The sequence below is a fragment of the Chromobacterium sp. S0633 genome, assembly GCF_024158805.1.
Classification (GTDB): Bacteria; Pseudomonadota; Gammaproteobacteria; order Burkholderiales; family Chromobacteriaceae; genus Chromobacterium.
Genome location: NZ_JAMZGH010000023.1, coordinates 73237 through 94268 on the forward strand (window position 1 = coordinate 73237; position 21032 = coordinate 94268).

21 protein-coding genes are annotated in these 21032 nt (G+C 66.5%); 10 read left to right on the plus strand and 11 right to left on the minus strand.

From position 1 onward, the window contains the following. Positions 1-9: 9 nt before the first annotated feature. Both NK214_RS14525 and NK214_RS25170 read left to right on the plus strand, forming a co-directional pair. A complete protein-coding gene (locus tag NK214_RS14525) occupies positions 10-2550 on the plus strand; it encodes a fimbria/pilus outer membrane usher protein (protein WP_253314837.1) in 2541 nt (846 codons plus the stop codon). Positions 2551-2849: 299 nt separating this feature from the next. Next, the gene (locus NK214_RS25170) at positions 2850-3674 is read left to right on the plus strand and encodes a fimbrial protein (protein WP_235087221.1); all 825 of its coding nucleotides are present in this window, start codon (positions 2850-2852) and stop codon (positions 3672-3674) included. A gap of 9 nt (positions 3675-3683) precedes the next feature. On the opposite strand, the gene NK214_RS14535 is transcribed toward NK214_RS25170, so the two are convergent. Beyond that, a complete protein-coding gene (locus tag NK214_RS14535) occupies positions 3684-4589 on the minus strand; it encodes an S-adenosyl-l-methionine hydroxide adenosyltransferase family protein (protein ID WP_253314838.1) in 906 nt (301 codons plus the stop codon). Between the two features lie 207 nt (positions 4590-4796). Continuing rightward, positions 4797-5429 (minus strand): bifunctional nicotinamidase/pyrazinamidase, encoded by a 633-nt coding sequence (gene pncA / locus NK214_RS14540; RefSeq protein WP_253314839.1) that lies wholly within the window; start codon positions 5427-5429, stop codon positions 4797-4799. 142 nt (positions 5430-5571) lie between these two features. Here pncA and NK214_RS14545 point away from each other — a divergent pair, with 142 nt between their 5' ends. The 4 genes from NK214_RS14545 (at position 5572) to NK214_RS14560 (ending at position 8848) form a co-directional block, all read left to right on the plus strand. Continuing rightward, positions 5572-7929 carry a heavy metal translocating P-type ATPase gene (locus NK214_RS14545; protein ID WP_253314840.1) on the plus strand — a complete coding sequence of 786 codons (2358 nt, stop codon included), beginning with the start codon at positions 5572-5574 and terminating at the stop codon, positions 7927-7929. Positions 7930-7976: 47 nt separating this feature from the next. Further along, positions 7977-8186: a heavy-metal-associated domain-containing protein gene (locus tag NK214_RS14550; protein ID WP_019102750.1), complete on the plus strand. Its 210-nt coding sequence runs from the start codon at positions 7977-7979 to the stop codon at positions 8184-8186. 214 nt (positions 8187-8400) lie between these two features. Then, the gene (locus NK214_RS14555; protein WP_253314841.1) at positions 8401-8643 is read left to right on the plus strand and encodes a type II toxin-antitoxin system HicA family toxin; all 243 of its coding nucleotides are present in this window, start codon (positions 8401-8403) and stop codon (positions 8641-8643) included. A 1-nt stretch (position 8644) separates the two neighbouring features. Then, entirely contained in the window at positions 8645-8848 is a 204-nt protein-coding gene (locus tag NK214_RS14560) for a hypothetical protein (protein WP_048409942.1), read from the plus strand. Positions 8849-8915: 67 nt separating this feature from the next. Here the strand turns inward: NK214_RS14560 and NK214_RS14565 are convergent, their stop codons facing one another. The 6 genes from NK214_RS14565 to NK214_RS14590 form a co-directional block, all read right to left on the minus strand. Then, positions 8916-9239, minus strand: a complete 324-nt coding sequence (locus tag NK214_RS14565) for a DUF190 domain-containing protein (protein WP_253314842.1) — start codon at positions 9237-9239, stop codon at positions 8916-8918. Positions 9240-9258: 19 nt separating this feature from the next. Continuing rightward, positions 9259-10026, minus strand: a complete 768-nt coding sequence (locus NK214_RS14570) for a 3',5'-cyclic-nucleotide phosphodiesterase (RefSeq protein ID WP_107798450.1) — start codon at positions 10024-10026, stop codon at positions 9259-9261. A gap of 167 nt (positions 10027-10193) precedes the next feature. Then, a complete protein-coding gene (locus tag NK214_RS14575; protein ID WP_253314843.1) occupies positions 10194-12086 on the minus strand; it encodes a M14 family metallopeptidase in 1893 nt (630 codons plus the stop codon). Positions 12087-12317: 231 nt separating this feature from the next. Continuing rightward, the gene (locus NK214_RS14580) at positions 12318-13022 is read right to left on the minus strand and encodes an amino acid ABC transporter permease (RefSeq protein WP_253314844.1); all 705 of its coding nucleotides are present in this window, start codon (positions 13020-13022) and stop codon (positions 12318-12320) included. Beyond that, a complete protein-coding gene (locus tag NK214_RS14585) occupies positions 13004-13744 on the minus strand; it encodes an ABC transporter permease subunit (protein ID WP_253314845.1) in 741 nt (246 codons plus the stop codon). Before NK214_RS14585 ends, NK214_RS14580 begins: the two co-directional genes overlap by 19 nt. Positions 13745-13859: 115 nt before the next feature. Further along, on the minus strand, positions 13860-14663 hold the full coding sequence (locus tag NK214_RS14590; RefSeq protein ID WP_253314846.1) for an ABC transporter substrate-binding protein: 804 nt from the start codon (positions 14661-14663) through the stop codon (positions 13860-13862). 450 nt (positions 14664-15113) lie between these two features. Here NK214_RS14590 and NK214_RS14595 point away from each other — a divergent pair, with 450 nt between their 5' ends. From NK214_RS14595 to NK214_RS14610, 4 genes are all read left to right on the plus strand, one after another. Continuing rightward, entirely contained in the window at positions 15114-15722 is a 609-nt protein-coding gene (locus NK214_RS14595) for a CDP-alcohol phosphatidyltransferase family protein (RefSeq protein WP_253314847.1), read from the plus strand. Further along, entirely contained in the window at positions 15715-16662 is a 948-nt protein-coding gene (locus NK214_RS14600; RefSeq protein ID WP_107798455.1) for a phosphatidate cytidylyltransferase, read from the plus strand. Before NK214_RS14595 ends, NK214_RS14600 begins: the two co-directional genes overlap by 8 nt. Before the next feature lie 7 nt (positions 16663-16669). Beyond that, positions 16670-17323 (plus strand): lysophospholipid acyltransferase family protein, encoded by a 654-nt coding sequence (locus tag NK214_RS14605; RefSeq protein ID WP_253314848.1) that lies wholly within the window; start codon positions 16670-16672, stop codon positions 17321-17323. 157 nt (positions 17324-17480) lie between these two features. Continuing rightward, a complete protein-coding gene (locus NK214_RS14610; RefSeq protein WP_107798457.1) occupies positions 17481-17669 on the plus strand; it encodes a hypothetical protein in 189 nt (62 codons plus the stop codon). 62 nt (positions 17670-17731) lie between these two features. Here NK214_RS14610 and phnE read toward each other — a convergent pair whose 3' ends face one another. From phnE to NK214_RS14625, 3 genes are read right to left on the minus strand one after another with little or no spacing between them, the layout of a single operon-like run. Next, on the minus strand, positions 17732-19306 hold the full coding sequence (phnE, locus tag NK214_RS14615) for a phosphonate ABC transporter, permease protein PhnE (protein ID WP_253314849.1): 1575 nt from the start codon (positions 19304-19306) through the stop codon (positions 17732-17734). Then, positions 19300-20094: a phosphonate ABC transporter ATP-binding protein gene (locus NK214_RS14620; protein WP_253314850.1), complete on the minus strand. Its 795-nt coding sequence runs from the start codon at positions 20092-20094 to the stop codon at positions 19300-19302. The genes phnE and NK214_RS14620 overlap by 7 nt, the downstream gene beginning before the upstream one ends. Next, positions 20091-20933, minus strand: a complete 843-nt coding sequence (locus NK214_RS14625; protein WP_253314851.1) for a putative selenate ABC transporter substrate-binding protein — start codon at positions 20931-20933, stop codon at positions 20091-20093. Before NK214_RS14625 ends, NK214_RS14620 begins: the two co-directional genes overlap by 4 nt. Between the last annotated feature and the right edge of the window lie 99 nt (positions 20934-21032).

Consider the following 21032-nt stretch of genomic DNA (forward strand, 5'->3'; position numbering starts at 1 on the left):
AGCCCAATCATGCGCATACGTCCAAATCGTCAGCCCTGGAATAAAACCTCGATCCGACGCCGTTCCGCGCTGAAGCCCGGCTGCCTGGCCCTGTTGATGGCGCTGGCGGAACTGGCCCGGGCGGAGGCGGCGGAAGGAGAGGCGCAGTCCGCGCCTGTCTTGCTGGCCTTCAACACCAACTTCATCAACGGCTCCAGCCGGATGCCGGATTTGAGCGCGGTGCTCAGCGCCGGCAACGCTTTGCTGCCCGGCAACTATCGCGTGGACGTGCTGGTCAACGGCAATCTGACCGGCCGCCGCGACGTGCTGTTTCTCCAGGCGGCCAGCGGCAAGGTGGAAGCCTGCATCGACGCCGGTTTGCTGCAGGCGGCCGGCGTGCAGCTGCAAAGCCTGACGCCGCCCTTGTCCGCGGACGATCCGGCCTGCCTGGACCTGCCGGCGCTGATGGACCTGGCGGCGGCGGACTACGACGCCAATCGGCTGCAACTGAGCTTGAGCATTCCCCAGGCCTTTCTCAGCCGCGGCGCGCGCGGTTATATCGACCCGGCGCTCTGGGACGCCGGCGTGGCCGCCGCCTACGTCAACTACCAGTTCAACGGCAATGAGAGCCGCAGCAGCGAGCCGGCCGGGGTCAACCGCCGCAACGCCTTCCTCGGCCTGCAAAACGGCGTCAATCTGGGCGCTTGGCGTTTGCGCAACGACAGCACCTTCAACTGGGCCGACGGCCAGTCCATGAGCGCGCGCAGCAACCGCAGCGTGTTGCAGCGCGACTTGATCGGCTGGAAAAGCCAGCTGGCGCTGGGCGAGCAATACGCAGACTCTACCTTGTTCGACAGCGTGCGCTTCCGAGGCGCGCAGCTGGCCAGCGACGACGCGATGCTGCCGGACGGCGAGCGCGGCTACGCGCCGGTGGTGCGCGGCCAGGCGCAGAGCAACGCGGTGGTGGAAGTCCGCCAGAACGGCTATACGCTGTACCGCGCCAATGTGCCGCCGGGGCCGTTCGAGCTGACCGATATTTTCCCGTCCGGCTCCAACGGCGATCTGGAAATCACCGTCACCGAGGCCGACGGCAGCAAGCGGGTGACGCAGCAGTCCTTCTCCAGCCTGCCTCTGATGCTGCGCAAGGGCCGTTGGCGCTACAGCGCCGCCTTCGGCGAGTATCAGGGCAGCCAGGACGTGCATCCCAGCTTCGCCGCCGGCACCCTGGTCTACGGCGCGGGCGACGACAGCACGGTGGCGGCGGGCTTCCAGCTCACATCGAATTTTCAGGCCGTCAACCTGGGCGTGGGCGCCAACACCCCGCTGGGCGCGCTGTCCTTGGACTTCACCCAGTCCAACAGCCGGGTCAGGGGCGCGCGGCGGCAAGGGCAGAGCTTGAGACTGCTTTACGCCAAAACCTTTACCCGCACCCTGACCAACCTGACGCTGGCCGCGTATCGCTATTCGACCTCCGGCTATCGCAGTTTCAACGACCACGCCAACGATCTCGCCGGCAATAGCCAGGGACAGTTCGGCCGCAGCCGCTCGCGTATCGATCTGAGCACCCAGCAGGACCTGGGCCGCGAGCGGCGTTTCGGCAGCCTGTATCTGAATCTGAGCCAGCAAAGCTACTGGGGACAGAACGGCAGCAGCGGCAGCGTGGGCCTGGGCTACGGCAACAACTGGAAACTGCTGGGCTACAACTTCACCTTGAGCCGGAGCCGCGACAGCCGGCCCGGCGGCGTCAGCAGCAACCAGGTGATGCTGACCTTTACTGTGCCGCTGGGGCCCAAGCCGCGCTCGCCGCGGATGTACGCCAACCTGAGCCACACCTCCGGCAACGGCTCCACGCTGCAAACCGGGGTCAGCGGCCATCTGGGCGAGAACACCAGCTATTCCGTGCAGCTTGGCCATGCCGGGCGCAACGGCAGCACCTCGGGCGGGCTCAGCGTCAACCACAACGCCGATTTCGTGCAATTGAGCGCGGCCTACAACGCGGCGCGTCATTACCAGTCCGCCAGCGTCGGCCTATCCGGCGCCATTGTCGCCCATGGCGGCGGCGTCAACCTGAGCCGTCCGGTGGGCGACACCTTCGCGCTCTTGCAAGTGGACGGCGTGACCGGACCGGCGCTGCGCACCGGCAACGGCGGCGAACTGGGGCGCAACGGCTACGCGGTGCAACCCTACGCGCAGCCCTACCGCGTCAACACCCTGAGCCTGGACACCCGGCAGCTGGGGGCCGACGTGGAACTGGACGACACGGTCAAGCTGGTGGTGCCGCGGCGCGGCGCCGTGGTCAAGGGCGTGTTCAAGGCCAGAAGCGGCCAGCGCGCCCAGTTCACCCTGCTGCGGCAGGACGGTGCTCCGGCGCCGTTTGGCGCCAGCGTGGAGGACGCCGACGGCAAACCGCTGGGCATCGTCGACCCCAGGGGCAAGGTGCTGGCCTTGCTGAAGCGGGAGACCGGCCGGCTGACGGTGAAATGGCGGGGAGGCCAGTGTACGGCCGATTACCGGCTGCCGCCGGCCAAGGCCGGCCGCTATTACCAGCGGCGGACTCTGAACTGCGGCTAGCCCGTAGGAGCGGGCCGACTTTGCAATATGATCGAGTGGAGCATCAGCGAATGAAGCACATCAAAATCCGGCGGAGCATCGGCGTCATGCTGCTGAGCTTCCTGCTTGGAGGCATGGCCAATGCGGGGCCTTGCGAGCCTACAGGCTCGGTTCCCCGGTTCAGTTTCGCGTTTAACCGGACTTTTACCTCGCCGGATGACAATGCGGCGGGGGCCTTGTACCCGAACGCCCATAGATGGGAGTTGGGCGATACTTATGTGGCGCGCTGCGCTTGTGCCGGGGCGGAGACACCTTTCAAGGTGTTCTACACCACCAGGACCGAGTTGCCCAAGGGAGAGCGCAGAACGGTCAATGGCGTGCCGTTGCAGTTCTATGTCTTGAACCGCAATCTGCAAGTGGGGGTGGAGGTCTTTCTCGCCGGGGAGGTTCGACAGTATAAAGCGGTGCCGTGGGACGGTTTGAGCAATGAGATGACTGGTCAGCGGCGCTGTAGAAACGGCGAGTCAATCGACTCGCGGCCCTTTGAGACGGGCAGCCGGGGGCGAGTGCATTTGCTGATCAGTCGCCCCTTTGTCGGCACTTTGAATGTGCCTGAATTCAAAGTGCTGGATGTGTTCGGGGTGCAAGGTTACGCCACTGCGCCGGGCAGCGTTCCCATGGTCAGCCTGTTCATGAGCATGGGCGTGACGGTGCCGCAGAACTGCAAGCTGGCCGCGGGGCAGCAAACCACCATCGATTTCGGCCCCTTGATCGCCGGGCAATTGGCCCGTTCCGGCGCGGCCAGGCAAAGCGCGGTGAGCCGCACTTTCCAGATTCAATGCACCAATATCTCCGCCGGGGTCAAGATCAATCTGGCGCTGGAAGGACGGCCGCACGGCCGGGACGCGCGCTATCTGGAAACCACGCATCAGAACGTGGCGGTGGCGATGGAGAGTGCCGGCAAGCTGGTGCCGCCCAGCTTGCCTGGCGGGACGCCGGCCGGTGGGCAATTGATTCCGATCGCGCTGGATTACGACAATCTGCGCGCCTTGTTCGGCTTGACCGCCTGGCCGGTGAAGATGGTGGAGAACCCGACGCCGGGCGGGTTCCAGGGCAGCGCCACTTTGAAGTTCGATTTCGAGTAGCGGCGGCGTTCAGGGCCGGCTCAGCTCCACCGACCACTCCGGTCCGGAGCCGATGCCGCGCTTGGCGGCGTAGTTGTCCATATTCAGCGCCAGCGACACGTCCAGCAGGCTGTTCAGATAGACCAGCGGCTGGCCGCTGGGCACTTCGCCGAAGGTGCGGCGATAAGGCGCCACCACCTCGTCCACCGGCTTGCCCTGCTTGAAGATACGCACTTTCACCGCGTCGCCGGGGCGGAAGCCCTGGGCTTCGAACAAGGTTTTGGGGATATTGGTCCACACATTACCGTATTGCGGGTCCAGCACCGGGATCATGCCCTTGAGCCGTCCATTGGCGGCTTCCGCGCGCTGATACGACAGCTTGACCACGGCGGCGGCCGGCAGCGGCGGGCCCACGTCCTCGAAACGGATTTTGCCGGCGGCCAGCCGCGCGCCGGTGTAGGCGTAGACGTCGCGGCCATGGAAGGTGTAGGAGTCGGCCGAACCTTGCAGGCGGTTGGTTTTTTCGTCGATGCGGCGCAGTTCGGCCACGCCGTCGCGTTCGGCGATCAAGGTCAGCAGGCCGTTGTTGGGATTGACGAAGTAGCGGCCGTCCCGGGTCTTCAGCACCACGGACTGGCGCTCGGTGCCGACGCCCGGGTCCACCACCGACACGAACACCGTGCCCTTGGGCCAGTAGTTGGCAGTCTGGTACAGCCGGTAGGCGCCGCTCCAGATATCGTAATCGGGGATCTCGTGGGTCAGGTCGGACAGCGTCAGCTTGGGGTCCACCGAGTAGGCGACGCCGCGCATCGCCGACACCGCGCCGTCCTTGAGGCCGAAGTCCGTCATCAGCACCAGCGGCGCGTCCGCGCGCGCCAGCCCGGCCAGCAGCAGGCCGGCGGCCAGCCAGAGGCGGGCGTGTTGGAATAGCTTCATTCTTTTTCTCCTAAGTGTTTTTGTTTCCAGGCGCCTGCCAGCGCCGGGCTTGCTTAGCATCTGTCCACGATCTCGCGAGCCAGAGCGAGACAAGGCGTTGCGGCTGAAGAAGCGGAATGTACATACGGTACATGAGCATTCTGAAGGCGGTTTCAACGCCCTTGTCTAAGCAATCCCGCCGACGCGCAGCAGATCGTAAACAGCTTCTTACACCTCGTCCGAGCGCAGCCTCTGCACGCCGGCGGCCAGCATCTGCGCCCAGGCGCTACTCAGCGAGCCGTTCAGATTGATGCCGCGGCAGGCGTCGTCCACCACCGTGGTTTCCAGGCCGGCGGCGCGCGCGTCCAGCGCGCTCCAGGCCACGCAGTAGTCGGTGGCGAGCCCGGCCAGCCATACCCGCTTGACGCCGCGCTCGGCCAGGTAGCCGGCCAGGCCGGTGGGGGTTTGGCGATCCGCTTCGACAAAGGCGGAATAGCTGTCCAGCATCGGGTTGCAGCCCTTGCGGATGATCAGTTGGGCCTGGCTGGTGTCCAGCTCGGGGTGGAATGCCGCGCCATGGCTGCCGGCCACGCAGTGATCCGGCCAAAGCGTCTGCTCGCCATACGGCAGTAGGATGCTGTCGAAAGGCTGCTTGCCGGCATGCCGGCTGGCGAAGGACACATGTTTGGCCGGATGCCAGTCCTGGGTCAGGACCACCCGGTTGAAGAACTGCATCATGTGGTTGATCAGCGGCACGATCTGATCGCCGTCGGCCACCGCCAGTTCGCCGCCGGGACAAAAACTGTTTTGCACGTCCACCACGATCAAGGCGCAATCGTCGCCGTAGCGTTTCAGGGGCATAGCGTTTTCCTGCAAGGGTTCTCAGCCTATCTTGTTACCACGCGGCCGCCGGCGTGGTAAAGCCCGCCACGGTGACAAGAGTGAAAAAATGGTTTGCCACAAATACCCTATGGGGGTATATAATTCGGCTCAGGAGGTCATCATGACAGCAAGCACCGTGGATTTGCCGATTGAGGGCATGAGTTGCGCGGCCTGCGCCGCCAGGATTGAAAAACAGTTGAACCGGCTGGACGGGGTGGAGGCGGCGGTCAACTTCGCCAGCGAATCGGCCAAGGTCTCGTTCGACCCGGTCAAAACCCCGCCGCAAACCTTGGTGGACACCATCGCCAAGACCGGTTTCGCCGTGCCGCGCCGGCAGGCGGAACTGGACATCCAGGGCATGACTTGCGCCGCCTGCGCCGGCCGCATCGAGAAGGTGCTGAACCGGTTGCCGGGCGTGTCCGCCCAGGTCAACTTCGCCAGCGAGAGCGCGCGCGTCGATTACGTGGCCGGGCTGGCCGACGAGGCGGCGCTGCTCGCCGCGGTCAGCCGCGCCGGCTACCAGGCCGCGGCCAAGGCCGGGCCGGGCGACGACACCCTGGCCGCCGAGCATGCGCGCCGCTACCGGCGCGAGCGGCTGTGGTTCGCGTTTTCCGCTCTGTTGACGCTGCCCTTCGTCATTGAAATGGCGGCGATGTTCAGCGGCGGCCACCATGGCTGGCTGCCGCGTTACTGGCAGCTGGCCTTGGCCACGCCGGTGCAGTTCGTGGTTGGCTGGCGTTTCTACAAGGGCGCCTGGGCGGCGCTGCGCGGCGGCGGCGCCAATATGGACGTGCTGGTGGCTCTGGGCACCAGCATGGCCTGGCTGTTGTCGGCGGCGGTGACGCTGCTGGGGCTGGAAGACCAGCATGTTTATTTTGAAGCCAGCGCCTCGGTGATCACCCTGGTGCTGCTGGGCAAGCTGCTGGAGGCGCGCGCCAAGGGCAAGACTTCGGCGGCGATCGAAGAGTTGATCCGGCTGGCGCCCAAGACCGCTCGCGTGGAGCGCGAGGACGGCCGGGTGGAAGAGGTGGCGGTCACCGCGCTGCGCCAGGGCGATGTGGTGGTGGTGCGCCACGGCGAAACCCTGCCGGTGGACGGCGAGGTGGTGGACGGCGCGGCGGCGCTGGACGAAAGCATGCTCACCGGTGAAAGCCTGCCGGTGGCCAAGCGGGTGGGCGACAGCGTCTACGCCGCCACCCGCAATCAGGACGGCATGCTTAAAGTGCGCGCCACCGGCGTGGGCGGCGACACCCAACTGGCCGAGATCGTGCGTCTGGTCAGCGCGGCCCAGGGCTCCAAGGCGCCGATCCAGCAATTGGCGGACGTGATTTCCGGCGTATTCGTGCCGGTGGTGGTGGGCATCAGCCTGCTGACCTTCGTCGTCACCGGCCTGTGGCTGCAGGACTGGTCGGCGGCGCTGATTCACGCGGTGGCGGTGTTGGTGATCGCCTGCCCGTGCGCCTTGGGCCTGGCCACGCCGACGGCGGTGATGGTGGGCGTGGGCAACGGCGCGCGGCGCGGCATTCTGTTCCGCAACGCCACCGCGCTGGAACTGGCCAGCCAGGTGGGGGTGTTGCTGGTGGACAAGACCGGCACGCTGACCGAGGGCAAGCCGCAAGTGAAACAAGTGCTGCCCTTGGCGGCGGACGCGGACCTGGTGCTGCAACTGGCCGCCAGCGTGGAGGCCGGTTCGGAACACCCGCTGGCGCGCGCCATCCTGCAGCAGGCGCAGCAGCAGGGCTTGCCCTTGCTGCCGGTCAGCGGCTTCGCCGCCCAGGTGGGGCAGGGGGTGCAGGCGGAGGTGGCCGGCCACGGCCTGGTGCGCGCCGGCGTGCCCGGCTGGCTGGGCGAGCAGGCGCTGTCCGCCGCCTTGCCCCTGCAGCAGGCGGGCAACACCGTGGTGGCGGTGGCGCGCGGCGAGGAACTGCTGGGCCTGTTGGCGATCGCCGACCGCATCCGGCCCAGTTCGGCCCAGGCGGTGGCGCAGTTGCAGGCCATGGGCATACGGGTGGCGATGCTGACCGGCGACAACCCGGCCACCGCCGCCGGCATCGCCGCGGAAGCGGGCATCCGCGATTACCGCGCCGAGGTGAAGCCGCAGGACAAGGCGGCGGAGGTGCGGCGCTGGCAGGCGCAGGGTTTCAAGGTGGCGATGATGGGCGACGGCGTCAACGACGCGCCGGCGCTGGCCGCCGCCGACGTCAGCCTGGCGATGGGCGCCGGCTCGGACGTGGCGATCGAGGCCGCCGACATCACGCTGATGCACGGCGACCTGATGCACGCGGTGGACGCGATCCGGCTGTCGCGCGCCAGCCTGCACAAAATCCGGCAGAATCTGCTGTTCGCCTTCATCTACAACGTGATGGGGATACCGCTGGCGGCGCTGGGCATGTTGAACCCGGTGATCGCCGGCGCGGCGATGGCGATGAGTTCGGTATCGGTGGTGAGTAATTCGCTGTTGTTGCGGCGCTGGAAATAAGGCGGCATCGGCGCTAGCGAAGTTTTGAATTTTTTCAGGAGAAAGCAATGTCCGAATTGATCATGAAAGTGGATGGCATGACCTGCCAGGGTTGCGTGAAAAGCGTTAGCGGCGTGCTCAGCGGCATGGCCGGCGTCAGCGAGGCCGAGGTCAGCCTGGAGGCCAAGCAGGCCAAGGTGGTGTACGACGCGGAGATCGTGTCGCCGGAGGAGTTGGCGGCGGCGGTGGAGGACGCGGGCTTCGACGTGACGCGCTGAGCCTTAAACGGCGACTTAGCGGAACAGGGCATGGCTTGCGAGCCATGCCCTATTTCATTGTGCTCCATGGTGGGGCGTTGACTGAGCACCTGCGATTTTCAGAGGGGTGGACGTCGGCGGGCTGACGGCAATGTATTGTTTTTCAATGATCTTGCCGGCTTGACGGTTTAGGGGTGGGTGCCAGCATCAAGCTATACTTGGCTGGCAGAGGTCAATGATGACTGTCGAGAAAACCATAGGGAAAATGAGGACATCGGCGGGCAATATCAGTTTTGATGAACTTGTGGCCGTGTGTGATGCCCTTTTCGGCGAAGGGCGGGTTAAGGGCAGCCATCATATCTACAAGATCCCAGGTGTGCCGGGCGGGGTTAATATTCAAGACAATGGCCGCGGCAAAGCGAAGGCCTATCAGGTTAAGCAGGTGCTGAAAGCGATTGAGAAGATTGAAGGAGCGTAAGATGGATTATCGACACTACTCGTACCGGGTCGTCTGGTCGTCGGAAGACGAGGAGTATGTTGGGCTCTGCGACGAGTTTCCCTTGCTGTCGCACCTTGACAGTACTCAGGACAAGGCCTTGCATGGCATCGTCGCGCTGGTGAAAGACGTGTACGAGCATATGAAGGAAGAGCGCCAGCCTCTGCCGGAGCGTTTGAGCGCTTGAATCGACGCAGCTTCTCCCTCGCCCGCCGGCGGGTTTGTTTTATCCGCCGTCCCTTGGCGCTTCGTTTTTACGATTCCTCCTCCCCCAGCACGCCGAACTCCACCGGCGTCTTCACGTAAAACACCTTGATACCGGCGGCGGCGAGCGCGGCCAGCAGTCGTTCGGCCTCGTCGGCGCTGAGCGCCAGCGTGACTTCCTCGGGCTGGTCCGCCAGTTCGAAGAAGTGAGCGGAATGCAGCCGGCGGTGGCGGCCGTAACCTTCGCTGGCGGCAAACAGCGTGGCGCCGCGGACGCCCATCCGCCGCGCCTGTTGCAGTATCCATTCCGCCAAGGGCAGGCCGTCGTGGCTGTGGCCCTGCTGAGTGAAGAAAGAGAGTTGATAGCCTTGCATGGCGCGGGCCTCCTGGCGGCTACAGTTCGATCACCATGCCTTCGCGCAGCGGGCAGACGCGCAGGCCGTTGGGGTATTCCGAGCGCAGCTGTTCCAGCAGGTGCTCGCGGCAGCCGGGGTCGATGTGGCTGATCCACAGGTGGGTGTTGGCCGGCAGCTGCGGCAGGAAGGGCAGCAGCAGCAAGGGCGTCATATGGCCTTGGCGCGCGGCCTCGCCCTGGCGTTCGTCGGTGTAGGTCAGTTCGCAGATCACGTCGGTCAGCGAGGGCACATTGGACACCCATTGCCAGAAAGCCGGGCAGGGGCCGCTGTCGCCGCTGAAGGCCAGCGCGCGCCAACTGCCTTCTATCAGCCAGCCCAGCGCCGGCACGCTGTGATTGGCCGGCAGCGCGGTGGCCAGGCCTTCGCCCAGCGGCAGCGCGTAGCCGGGTTCCACCGCCTGCAGCCGCAGCCAGGGCTGCTCGACGCTGGGCTGACGGGTGTAGTCCGGCCACAGCTCGCCGTTGAACAGGTGGGCGCGCAGCGCGTCCAGGGTTTCCTGCTGGCTGTAAACGGTGAGGCCGGGCCCGCGGCGGCTGGCGTGGACGTCGGCCAGCAGCGGCAGGCAGCCGCAGTGATCGGCGTGGCTGTGGGTGAGCAGCACCTGACGGATGGACAGCATTTCGTCCGGGCGCAGGCTGGTGACGCCGGTGCCGCAGTCTATCAGAGTGTCCTCGTCGATCAGGAAACTGGTGGTGTGGCCGGGATGGCCGATGCAGGCGGCGGCGCCGAGAATCTTGATGTGCATGGGTTTCTCCTGGTTGCGGCCGTTGACCGGCCTGGCCGGTCCGCCGCTGCAAACATGGAAACGATCCGCTGCCCGCCCCGCCTTGAGTGGGCGCCCGCGCCGTGAGGTCCGGCCGGCTTTAATCTATTCATTGTAGACAAGCCGGCGGACGCTTGCGCGGGACGGGATCAGCGCACGATGCCTACCGGGTAGAGGAAGCGGTTGCTGTCGGCGAACGGGGTCTGCTCATAGAACCAGTTAAGCCGGGCGTTGCGGTCCTTGGCGAACTTGGGGTCCTTGAGCCTGGCCTGGAAGGCCTGGCGCAGGGCCGGGCTTTCCGCCAGCATGCGCCGCGCCATCGGCTCCATCACATAGGCTTCCGGCGCTTCCGCCGAGGTGAGATTGGCGTTGAAGAAGCCCCAGTGCAGGAAGGAATCCGGGCTGGCGGGCTCCAGCAGCAGCATCGCCAGCGTGCCCAGCGGCTGTTGCGGGTCCACCACCACGGAGCCGGCCGGATAGGTGACTTTGCGCTGCAGCGGGCTGGGCTTGCCGTCTATCAGCAAGCGGCCTTCATAACCGGGGATCTTGTCGGCGGATTCGCGATCGGGCTCGAACGGGGTGCCCAGCTTGATGTCGTCCAGCCGATAGACGGTGACGTCCAGGGTTTCCGGCCGGCTCAGTTCGCGTAGCTGGATGCCGTGGGCGCGCAGGCGGGCGATCACCTCATGCCATTGCGCCGGCACCACATAGGCCTTGGGCCGCGCGGCGATCAGGTCCGGCACGGTCAGCGGGGTGATGGGCAGGCGGTAGTCGCGCGGCTGATTGCTCCAGCGCATGATTTTGTCGCCGGTGACGGGGGAGGGCACTTTGTCGAATTTGACGCCCTTGAAGTCCACCAGCTTGGGCTTGCCCTCGGCCTCCTTCCAGGTCAGCGTCACCGGGTCCGGCCGCGCGGCGCGGTCCTTGGCGATGGCGGCGCGCAGGCCGTCGTAATGTCGGGACACGCTGTCGAAGATGGCGCGGTAGAGCACGTAGTTGCCCAGCACTTGCTGCTTGTAGGGCTTGAGCGCGTGCAGTTCCACCAGGATGGCGGGGATGCCGCGCGCGTCGGCGTACTGGTTGGAGAAGCGCGCCAGGTCGCTGTAGTACGGGTAATAGCCCTTGTCGGGGTTCTCGTTGTCGTTCATCGAGATGCAGACATTGGGCTCGTGGCCGTAGCGGCGCAGTTCGCGGTAGACCTCGGGCGTCATCACCTGGTCCATCCAGCGGCTGGACGCGGGCGACCAGCCCTGGCCGTTATTGCAATAAGTGACGTCGTACTGGTAGTTGACGCCGTCGGTGCTGTGGGTGTCGATGAAGAAGTCCGGCTGGTAGTCGTCGAGCGCGCGCGCCACATTGCGGATTTCCGGGCTGTCCAGTTTGGTGAAATCGCGGTTCAGATTGAGGTTGCGGCCGTTGACGCGCCAACCGGTCTGTTCCGGCCCGTTCTGGTTGATGCGGCCGTATTTGCCGTAACGCATGTCGCCGTCCACGTTGACGGTGGGGACGAAGAGCAGGTTGACCTTGGACAGCAGCGCGTCGTCGCGGATCAGCAGGTCGCGGATCAGCATCAGTCCGGCGTCCTTGCCGTTGGCTTCGCCGGGGTGGATGCCGGCTTGCACATAGATCAGCGGCTTGCCGCTGGCGCGCAGGCCCTGCGGCGATTTATCGGCGGCGGCGGACACCACCGCCATCATCATGTCGCGGCCCTGGTCGGTTTTCTCCGTCATCGGGCTGAGCTTGAGCAGCGCCGGCTTGGCGGCGGCCAGCTTTTGCAGGTAGGCGATGGTTTCCGGATAGGCCGGCGTGTGCTTGAAGCCGCTGGCTTCCAGCGGGGTGGCCCAGGCGTCGTCCGCCTTGGCGGCGAAGCGCTGGCTGTCGCCCTGCCAGGGGATGTCCGGCGGCAACACCCGCTGGCGCGCGGCGGACAGGTATTGGCTGTCGTCTACATAGTCCGGCGCGGCCGGCATGGCGTGCGCGTGCGGGCTGAGGTGCAGGGCGGCGAAGGCGGAAACGATAGCGAAGCGTAGCGGCAAGTGCATGATGATGATCCTGATTGTCCGAGACCGAAATAGGCTACGCCCGGCGGCCCGGCGGACGCACGGGCTGTTGCGAGGCGGCTTGACGCGGATCAAGCGCTTGCTCGCCGCGTTTCCCGCCGGAGCGCATCCAGTTCAAATCCAAAAGCCGGAGCCCCGCGCTACAGGACTCCGGCTCCTACGCTGTTCTGCTCGATGAGGTCGGCTCCAGCGCCGGGGCAGTTTTCCCCGGGCTCAGGCCCGGGCCGGCAGGTTCCAGCGCTTGTCGCTCCAGCGGCCCAGCAACTGCAGGCCGCCGCAGACCAGGAAATAAGCCAGCGCGATGAAGGCGAAAATCTCCAGCGGGTAGACCTGCTCGCGGTTGTTGACCTGGGTGGCGACGAAGGTGAATTCGGCCACGCCCACCACATAGGCCAGCGAGCTGTCCTTGATCAGGGTGATCCACTGATTGACGAAGGAGGGCAGCATCATGCGCAGCGCCTGCGGCAGCACGATCAGCCGCAGCGTCTGCCAGCGGTCCAGCCCCAGCGACAGGCCGGCCGCCCATTGGCCGGGGCCGATGGCGGCGATGCCGGCCCGCACCGACTGGCTCAGATAGGCGGCGTTGATCAGCGCCAGCGCCAGCACCACGGTGAGCACGCCGGGAATGTCTACGCCAAACAGGATGGGCAGTAGGAAATAGCACCAGAAGATCAGCATCAGCACCGGGATGGCGCGCAGCAGCGCCACCAGCGCACCCAGCGCGCGGCGCGGGCCGGGCCCGCCCATCACCAGGGCGATGCCGCCGGCCAGGCCCAGCAGGCTGGCCAGCACGCCGGCGGCGGCGCTGATGGCCAGGGTCAGCAGCAGGCCGCCGGGCTCGCCGTTGGCCAGATTGCCCCACAGCAGATAATCGAGATTGTCCTGAATCACCGGCGGCATCATCGCGGCGCCCTCCATGCCGGCTCGCCGCGCTGGCTCAGCGCCTGGGTCAGCAACACCAGCAGCAGATAGGCGGCGGTGGCGACGGCGAAGGCCTGGAAGGCGAGCAGGGTTTCGGTTTCCACCTGACGCGAGGTGTAGGACAGCTCGGCCACGCCTATGGCCATCGCCAAGGAGGTGTTCTTCACCACCGCGGTGTATTGGCCGACCAAGGGCCGGCGCGCCAGCGCCCAGGCCTGCGGCAGCACCACCCAGCGGAATTCCTGCCAGCCGTTCATGCCCAGCGCGCGCGCGGCCTGGCGCTGGCCGGCGGCGACGCCGCGCAGCCCGGCCTGCAGTTCGCCGCAGATGAAGCTGGCGCTGTACAGGGTCAGGCCCACCAGCGCGGCCAGGAATTCGAAGGACGGCCACGGCAAGGCCAGACCGCCCGGCAAGGGCAGGCTGCGCGGGGTGTTCAGCCACAGCATGGCGGCTTCAGGCAGCAGGCCGGCCACGCCGAAATACCACAGCAGCAATTGCACCATCAGTGGAGTGTTGCGGTGCAAGCTGACCCAGAGGCCGACGCCGCGGCCGAGCGCGCGCCAGCGCGACTCCAGCGCCGCGGTCAGCAGCATGCCGAGCGCGGTGGCGGCGGCGCAGACCAGCAGGGCCAGCCAGCCGGTGAGCAGCGCGCCCTTGAGCAGCCAGCCCAGGTAGTGGGGCTCCAGCCAGTGGTGGCCGAGCCAGGAGGGGGGATTCATTGCTTGCTGTCCTGTATGGCGATTGCGCTCCGCCTTTCAGCGCCGGCGGCGTCTGAAATGGCGAAACCGCCGGGCGCGCCCGGCGGCTGGGGATACGGATGGGAAAACGCGGGTCTTAGCTGGCTTCGCCGATCTTGAAGTCCCTAGGCAGCGGCGCCTTGGTGGCCGGGCCGAACCACTGATTGTAGATCTTGGCGGCCTGGCCGGATTTTTCCAGTTCCAGCAGGCTGTCGTTCACCGCTTTCAGCAGACGCGCCTCGCCCTTGGGCAGGCCGATGGCCTGGTATTCGCGGGTCAGGGTGAACGGCGCCAGTTCGAACTTGGCCTTGTCCGGCGCATTGGCCAGCAAGGCGGCCAGCTTGGAGCCGTCCTGGCTGATGGCCTGGACGTTGCCGTTGCGCAGCGCGGTGAAGGCCAGCGGGGTGTCGTCGTAAGCCACCACGGTGGTTTTCGGGTATTTGTCGCGCAGATTCACTTCCTGGGTGGTGCCCTTGTCCACGCCCACGCGCAGGCCGGCCAGTTGTTCCGGCTTTTGCAGCGACCCCTTGCGGGCGATGAACTGCTGGCCGGAGGCGAAGTAGGGCAGGCTGAACGCCACTTGCTTTTTGCGCTCGTCGGTGACGGTGAAGTTGGCGGCCACCAGATCGGCCTTGCCGGACACCAAGAGCGGCACGCGGTTGGCCGGATTGGTGGGGATCAGGCTGAGTTTTACGCCCAGTTTCTTGGCGATGTGTTGGGCCACGTCCACGTCCAGGCCGGAAATCTGACTGGTCTTGGCGTCGAGGAAGCCGAAGGGCGGGTTGCTGTCGAAGGCGGCGACGCGCAGCACGCCGGCTTTCTTGATGTCGTCCAGACGGTCGGCCCAGGCGGCGGTGGCGGTGGCGCTCAAGGCGATGGCCAATGCGATGGCGTGTTTCATGATGATGCCCCTAGTCTGAAGACGCGCCGCGGGTTTCGATCGCGCCTGTTGGCGGCGCGGTTTCAGAAGATGCCGGCGCATCGTGATTCTGAGAAATTTCCTGCCATGGATAAACCCATGACATGCGATGAGCTGATGCTAAGGCATCTTGCAAATTCTTGGAAATTATTAAAAATTAGTCTTATATATTAATTTGTTTTGATTGTGTGATTTTCCTCATTGGAACAATGCCTTGTCCGCATTGAGGCCGCGGCGGCGGCGGGCCGGTATTTTTGTTCGAGGTAGGATTGCCAAACAATTTCCTTTGCCGCGCTTTTCTGCAATCGGCATAATCGCGTTTTCCGTGCGTTCCCCATTGGCGGACGCGTCGACGGATTTGCAACTTTTCTTGACGACTGTGATGACTGGCGCGAAAGCGCGTCGGGACGAAGCAGACGAGCCGAAGCCGAAATGCCCAGCATCTATCAACTCAAATCCCGTTTTCAGGACCTGCTGCGCCCCTTGCTGCGCGGTCTGGTTTCCCTTGGCGTCACCGCCAACCACGTCACGCTCGGTGCCATGCTGGCCTCCATCGCCTACGGCGGCTGGCTGGTCTGCCGGCCGGATCAGGCCTTGCCCTGGCTGCTGCTGCCCGTCTTCCTGTTCCTGCGCATGGCCTTGAACGCCATCGACGGCATGCTGGCGCGCGAGCACGGCCAGAAGTCGCGGCTGGGCGGCATTCTCAACGAGGTGGGCGACGTGGTGTCCGACGCGGCGCTCTATCTGCCCTTCGCCCTGCTGCTGGCCCAGCCTGCCTGGGCGGTGCTGGCGGTGTCGTTGGCCTTGCTGACCGAGTTCGTCGGCGTGCTGGGGCCCGGCCTGGGCGCAAGCCGGCGCTACGACGGGCCGATGGGCAAGAGCGACCGCGCCTTTGTTTACGGCGCCTTCGCGCTGCTGCTGGGCCTGTGGCCGCAGGCGGCGACCTGGGGCGGCTGGGTGTTTGGATTGAGCGCCGCCTTGATGGCGCTGACCTGCGTCAACCGGGCGCGGGCCATTTTGAAAGAGGGCGAAGATGTTTAAACCGCTGTTGCCGCAAGCATTGATCTGGGCGCTGGGCGCCGTATTCGCGCTGCTGGTGATCGCCAGCGTCGCCATCCGCGTGCTGGAGAGCCGCTCGCCGCAGAAGAACTGGCTGGAATTGAAGCTGCGCATCCGCACCTGGTGGTGGATCGTCGCCTGCTTCTCGCTGACCCTGCTGGGCAATGTGCCGCTGGCGCTGGTGGTGTTCGCGCTGATCAGCTTCCTGGCGCTGAAGGAATACCTGACGCTGTGCGCCACCCGCACCGCGGACCACGTGGTGCTGTTCTGGGCCTATCTGAGCATCCCGCTGCAGTATTACTGGCTGGGCGTTCACTGGTACGGCATGTTCATCATTTTCATCCCGGTCTACATCTTCCTGTTCCTGCCGATGCGCATGGTGCTGATCGGCGAGACCCAGGGCTTTCTCAAGGCCGCCGCCTCGCTGCAATGGGGCTTGATGATTTGCGTGTTTTGCCTGAGCCATATGGCCGCGGTGCTGACCCTGCCGCAGCTGACCCATATCGGCGAACCGGCCCAGGGCGCGATGCTGCTGTTCTACCTGGTGGCGCTGACCCAGCTCAACGACGTGGCGCAATACCTGTGGGGCAAGGCCTTCGGCCGGCGCAAGGTGGCGCCCAAGGTGTCGCCCAACAAGACGCTGGAGGGTTTCCTCGGCGGCGCGCTGACCACCTGCCTGCTGGGCTGGTTGCTGGGGCCGCTGCTGACGCCGTTCTCGCCGCTGCACGCGGCGCTGGCCGGCCTGCTGATCGGGGTGATGGGCTTTATCGGCGACATCGTGATTTCCGCGGTGAAGCGCGACATCGGGGTCAAGGACTCCGGCCGCCTGCTGCCCGGCCACGGCGGGGTGCTGGACCGGCTGGATTCGCTGACCTATACCGCGCCGCTGTTCTTCCACTATGTCCATTACTTGTACTTCTGAGCCGATGATGAGCCGATTGCTGCGCATTCTGTTCGTACTGCTGCTGGCCCGGCCGGTGGTGCGTCTGTGGCTGGGGGTGACGGTGCGCCACCAGGAACGACTGCCCTTGCGCGGCCCGGCCATCGTGGTGGCCAACCACAACAGCCACCTGGACATCCTGGCGCTGTACAGCCTGTTTCCGCTGGGCCGCATCCCCGAGGTGCAGCCGGCGGCGGCGGCGGACTACTTCCTGAAAAACCGCCTGTTCGCCTGGTTCGCCACCCAGGTGGTGGGCATCATCCCGGTGGTGCGCGGGGGCGTGGCCAAGGGTCTGGACCCGCTGGAAGGCTGCCGCGAGGCGCTGCGCCAGGGCCGTATCCTGATCCTGTTTCCGGAAGGCTCGCGCGGCGAGCCCGAGGTGCTGTCCGAGATCAAGTCCGGCATCTGGTATCTGAGCCGGGATTTCCCCGAGGTGCCGGTGGTGCCGGTCTATCTGCACGGCCTGGGCCGGGCGATGGGGCGCGGTCAATGGCTGCCGGTGCCCTTCTTCGTCGACATCGCCGTTGGTCGGCCGTTACAGTGGCTGGAAGAGAAAGCCGCTTTCCGCGACAGTATCCGCGAAGCCTTGTTGTACTTGAAGCAAAAAACGCTGCCCGCCGCGCCGGTGGAGCAGGAGGGCTGAGACGCCGCCGTCCGCCCCTTGGCGGGCTTGGGGGATATGCCCTATTGCGGCAGCCGGCCATGGCTGGCAATCTGAATGGGCGACGTTCGTGGACGTCGCCTGGCGAGGCAGGCTGGAACAATAAGAAGATTCGATGTGTGGGAAGAGGAGAAACGTGATGAGCAAGAAAGGATGGTATCTCGGCTCCTTGTGCATGGCCGCGGCCGCTTGCGCGGTGGCTTTGCTGGGCATGGCGTTGGCGGACGCCGGCTCGGCGGCGTGGCCGTTCGTCTTGGCCAAGGGGCTGGCTTTCGCCGCGCTGGCGATGTTTCTCTGCGGCCTGGCCGCGTGCAGGGAAGCTCGATAGACGTGGGATGAAGGCGCGAGACGACGGGGCGGCAGGCTTAGGCTTGCCGCCCCGTCCTCGTTTCAGCCCATGCGCCGGCGCAGCGCGCGGCTCAACTGTTCCACGCCCCAGGACAGCGCCACCATCGCCAGGATGACGGCCGCGGCGGCTTGTTGTTGGAACAGCGACAGCGCCAGATACAGCTGCTGGCCCAGGCCGCCGGCGCCGACGATGCCGAGCACGGTGGCGATGCGGATATTGTTTTCCCAGCGGTACAGCGTATAGGCCAGCCATTGGCTGGCGACCATGGGCAGCGGCCCGTAGCAGAAGGCGGCGATGCGGCCCGCGCCGGCGTTGAGCAGCGCCTGTTCCGCTTGCGGCGGCGCGTTTTCCAGCGTTTCCGCGAACAGACGGCCCAGCACGCCGGCGGTGTGCATCGCCAGCGCCAGCACCCCGGCGGCCGGCCCCAGGCCCAAGGCCAATACCGCCAGCGCCGCCCACAGCAGATCCGGAATGCCGCGCAGCATATTCAGCAGTAAGCGCGTCGCGCGCTTGGCGGCTGCGCCCAGCCGGCCGGCGGCGGGCAGCGCCAGCGGCATGGCCAGCAAGGCCGCCAGCACCGTGCCCAGCGCCGACATCGCCAAGGTTTCCACCACGCCTTGTCCCAATGGCCGCAAGTTTGGGGCGGAGAGGTCCGGCGGCAGGAATTCCATGGCGAAGCGCGGCAGGCCGCGCCAGTCGAAGCCGTTGGCGCGCCAATCCGGCCACAGCCAGCACAGGCTGAACGCGGCCAGCGCGCCGCCGGCCAGCAATAGGCGGCGTCCGCCGCCGTCGCGCTCCAGCGCGCGTCGCGACCAGCGGCTGACGCCCTCGCTCAAGCCCACCAGCAGCAGGAATACCAGGAGCAGGGCGCCGACCTCGCCGCCATTGAGCATTTTCAGGCTGCTGTCCAGCAATTGGCCGATGCCGCCGGCGCCGACGAAGCCCATCACCGCCGATGCGCGGATCGCGCATTCCCAGCGGTAAACGCTGTAGCTGATCAATTCCGGCAGGGCCTGAGGCCACAGCGCCCAGCACAGCCGTTGCCAGCGGCTGGCCCCGGCCGCCGCCAGCGCCTGGGCCGGCGCGCGCGGCTGGGATTCCAGGATCTCCGCGTAAACCTTGCCCAGCATGCCGCCATAGGCTAGGCCCAAGGCCAGCGCCGCCGGCAGGCTGCCCAGGCCGGCGGCGCGGACGAAGAGCAGCGCCCAGACGATGTCCGGCACGCCGCGCAGCCACACCATCAGCCCGCGCAGCAGGCTTTGCGCGGCAAGGACGGTGCGGCGCGGCCGGACCGCGGTGAGCTGGTGATCGTCCAGCGCGCGGCTGGTGGCGAAGGCCAGCGGCGCGCCCAGCAGCATGGCCAGGCACAGGCCGGCGCTGGCCACCGCCAGCGTGGTGGCGGTTTCCTTGGCCACTTCTTTCAGAAAGCCGCCGTCGTGGGCGGGCGGCAGAAAGCCGGCGGCGAAACGCGCCAGGCTGAGCCAGGTGTCGCCGTTGAACAGAGTGCTCAGCGTGAACTGGGTCAGCGGCAGCGTCGGCAGCAGCAAGGCCAGGGTCAGCAGCAGCCAGCCCAGCCGCGCGCGGGCGGCCGGGTCGCGCGGCGCGGGTCTCAGCATTGCAAGCCTCTGAGCGCGGCGGGCGCGGCCGGCTCCACCGCGGTCTCGGGCATCTCGCCGGCGTAGAGCTCGGCCAGCAGCTGGGTATGGACTTGCTCGCGCGGCAGATCGAAGGCGACGGAGCCGTCGCGCAGGCCGATGATGCGCGGGAAGTGCGCCAGCGCCAGCTGTACCGAGTGCAGGCTGGCCAGCAGGGTGGCGCGGCGGGCGCGGGCGTCCTCGCACAGCAGGCGTATGCTGTCGTCGGCCAGCCTGGGGTCCAGCGCCGACACCGGCTCGTCGGCCAGCATCAGGTCTGGCCGCTGGTACAGCGCGCGGGCGATGCCGACGCGCTGACGCTGTCCGCCGGACAGCTGATCGCAGCGCTGCCATAGTTTGTCGGCCAGGCCCAGCCGTTCCAGCTCGGCGGCGACGCCGGCGGCGTCGTCCGGCCACAGCAGGCGGCGCAAGGCCGCCAGTTCGCCGCCCTGGCCCAGCCGGCCGGCGGCCACTGCGTGGATCACGCGCTGGCGCGGCGGCAGCGGCGGCGTCTGGTAGACGCTGCCTATGCGCGCGCGCAGCGCGCGCAAGGCGCGGCGCGGCAAGCGCCAGGGATCGGCGTCCAGCAGCCGGACCGCGCCGCAGTCCGGGCGCAGGCCGGTGTTGGCCAGCAAGAGCAGGGTGCTTTTGCCGGCGCCGGACGGGCCGATCAGGGCCGCCTGTTCGCCGGCGGCAAGTTGCAGATCGATGCCGCGCAGGATGACGGCGCCGTCCAGGCTCAGGCCGACGCCGCGCAGCTCCAGGCTCATTTCAGCAGCCCGGCGGCCGCGGCGGCGGCTTCTATGCCCTTATAGTTGTCCGGCTTGGTGGGGATGAAGCGGCTGGCGCGTTGCAGATCCAGTACGGCTTTCTGATCCGGGTTCTTGGCGTCCAGCTTGAGGAAGGCCTGGCGGATCTTGTCCTGCAAGCCCTTGTCCATGCTGCCGCGCACCGTCCAGTTGTAGTCGTAGTAGGCCGGGGTGGTGGCGATCACGCGCACCTTGGCGGTATCCACCTTCTTGCTTTCCACCAGCTTCTGCCACACCGAGCTGTTCAACACGCCGGCCTCCACCTTGCCGGCGGCCACCCAGGCCACGGTGGCGTCGTGAGCGCCGGAATAGGCGACGTTCTTGAAGAAGCTTTCCGGCTTGAGGCCGTCCTTCTGCATGAAATAGCGCGGCATCAGGTGGCCGGAGGTGGAGGAGGCGGAACCGAAGGCGAAGCTGTCGCCCTTCAGCTCCTTCAGGCTCTTGGCCGGGCCGCTGGTGATGAAGGTGGAGGTGAACTTGCTGTCCTCCTCGCGCTGCACCAGCGGCACCACCTTGCCGCGCTGGCTGGCCTGCACATAGGTGAAGCCGCCCAGCCAGGCCATGTCCAGCTTGTCCGAGGTCAGCGCGGTGACCACGCCGGCGTAGTCCGACACCGGTACGAACTGCACCGGGATGCCCAGCTCTTTTTCCAGGTATTGGCCCAGCGGCGCGAACTTGCGCTGCAGCTCGGTGGGGGACTCGTCCGGGATGGCGGAGACCTTGAGCACGGTCGGGGCGGCGTTGGCCAGGGCGGCGGCGGCCAGCAGCGCGCCGGCCAGCGTCAGTTTGATGGCGGTCATGGCAGTGTTTTCCTCTATTGCGGACGAAAAGCCGCAAGGGCTGGCGCCGGCGGGCCGGCGATTCAAAAAGGCCAGTCATTAAGACTGGCCTTGAAGCGG

Coding starts and splice junctions, on each gene's coding strand:
- NK214_RS14525 (WP_253314837.1), top strand. CDS start 10: ATGCGCATACGTCCAAATCGTCAGCCCTGGAATAAAACCTCGATCCGA.
- NK214_RS14535 (WP_253314838.1), bottom strand. CDS start 4,589: ATGAAGCTATTCCAACACGCCCGCCTCTGGCTGGCCGCCGGCCTGCTG.
- pncA (WP_253314839.1), bottom strand. CDS start 5,429: ATGCCCCTGAAACGCTACGGCGACGATTGCGCCTTGATCGTGGTGGAC.
- NK214_RS14545 (WP_253314840.1), top strand. CDS start 5,572: ATGACAGCAAGCACCGTGGATTTGCCGATTGAGGGCATGAGTTGCGCG.
- NK214_RS14550 (WP_019102750.1), top strand. CDS start 7,977: ATGTCCGAATTGATCATGAAAGTGGATGGCATGACCTGCCAGGGTTGC.
- NK214_RS14555 (WP_253314841.1), top strand. CDS start 8,401: ATGATGACTGTCGAGAAAACCATAGGGAAAATGAGGACATCGGCGGGC.
- NK214_RS14560 (WP_048409942.1), top strand. CDS start 8,645: ATGGATTATCGACACTACTCGTACCGGGTCGTCTGGTCGTCGGAAGAC.
- NK214_RS14565 (WP_253314842.1), bottom strand. CDS start 9,239: ATGCAAGGCTATCAACTCTCTTTCTTCACTCAGCAGGGCCACAGCCAC.
- NK214_RS14570 (WP_107798450.1), bottom strand. CDS start 10,026: ATGCACATCAAGATTCTCGGCGCCGCCGCCTGCATCGGCCATCCCGGC.
- NK214_RS14575 (WP_253314843.1), bottom strand. CDS start 12,086: ATGCACTTGCCGCTACGCTTCGCTATCGTTTCCGCCTTCGCCGCCCTG.
- NK214_RS14580 (WP_253314844.1), bottom strand. CDS start 13,022: ATGGAGGGCGCCGCGATGATGCCGCCGGTGATTCAGGACAATCTCGAT.
- NK214_RS14585 (WP_253314845.1), bottom strand. CDS start 13,744: ATGAATCCCCCCTCCTGGCTCGGCCACCACTGGCTGGAGCCCCACTAC.
- NK214_RS14590 (WP_253314846.1), bottom strand. CDS start 14,663: ATGAAACACGCCATCGCATTGGCCATCGCCTTGAGCGCCACCGCCACC.
- NK214_RS14595 (WP_253314847.1), top strand. CDS start 15,114: ATGCCCAGCATCTATCAACTCAAATCCCGTTTTCAGGACCTGCTGCGC.
- NK214_RS14600 (WP_107798455.1), top strand. CDS start 15,715: ATGTTTAAACCGCTGTTGCCGCAAGCATTGATCTGGGCGCTGGGCGCC.
- NK214_RS14605 (WP_253314848.1), top strand. CDS start 16,670: ATGAGCCGATTGCTGCGCATTCTGTTCGTACTGCTGCTGGCCCGGCCG.
- NK214_RS14610 (WP_107798457.1), top strand. CDS start 17,481: ATGAGCAAGAAAGGATGGTATCTCGGCTCCTTGTGCATGGCCGCGGCC.
- phnE (WP_253314849.1), bottom strand. CDS start 19,306: ATGCTGAGACCCGCGCCGCGCGACCCGGCCGCCCGCGCGCGGCTGGGC.
- NK214_RS14620 (WP_253314850.1), bottom strand. CDS start 20,094: ATGAGCCTGGAGCTGCGCGGCGTCGGCCTGAGCCTGGACGGCGCCGTC.
- NK214_RS14625 (WP_253314851.1), bottom strand. CDS start 20,933: ATGACCGCCATCAAACTGACGCTGGCCGGCGCGCTGCTGGCCGCCGCC.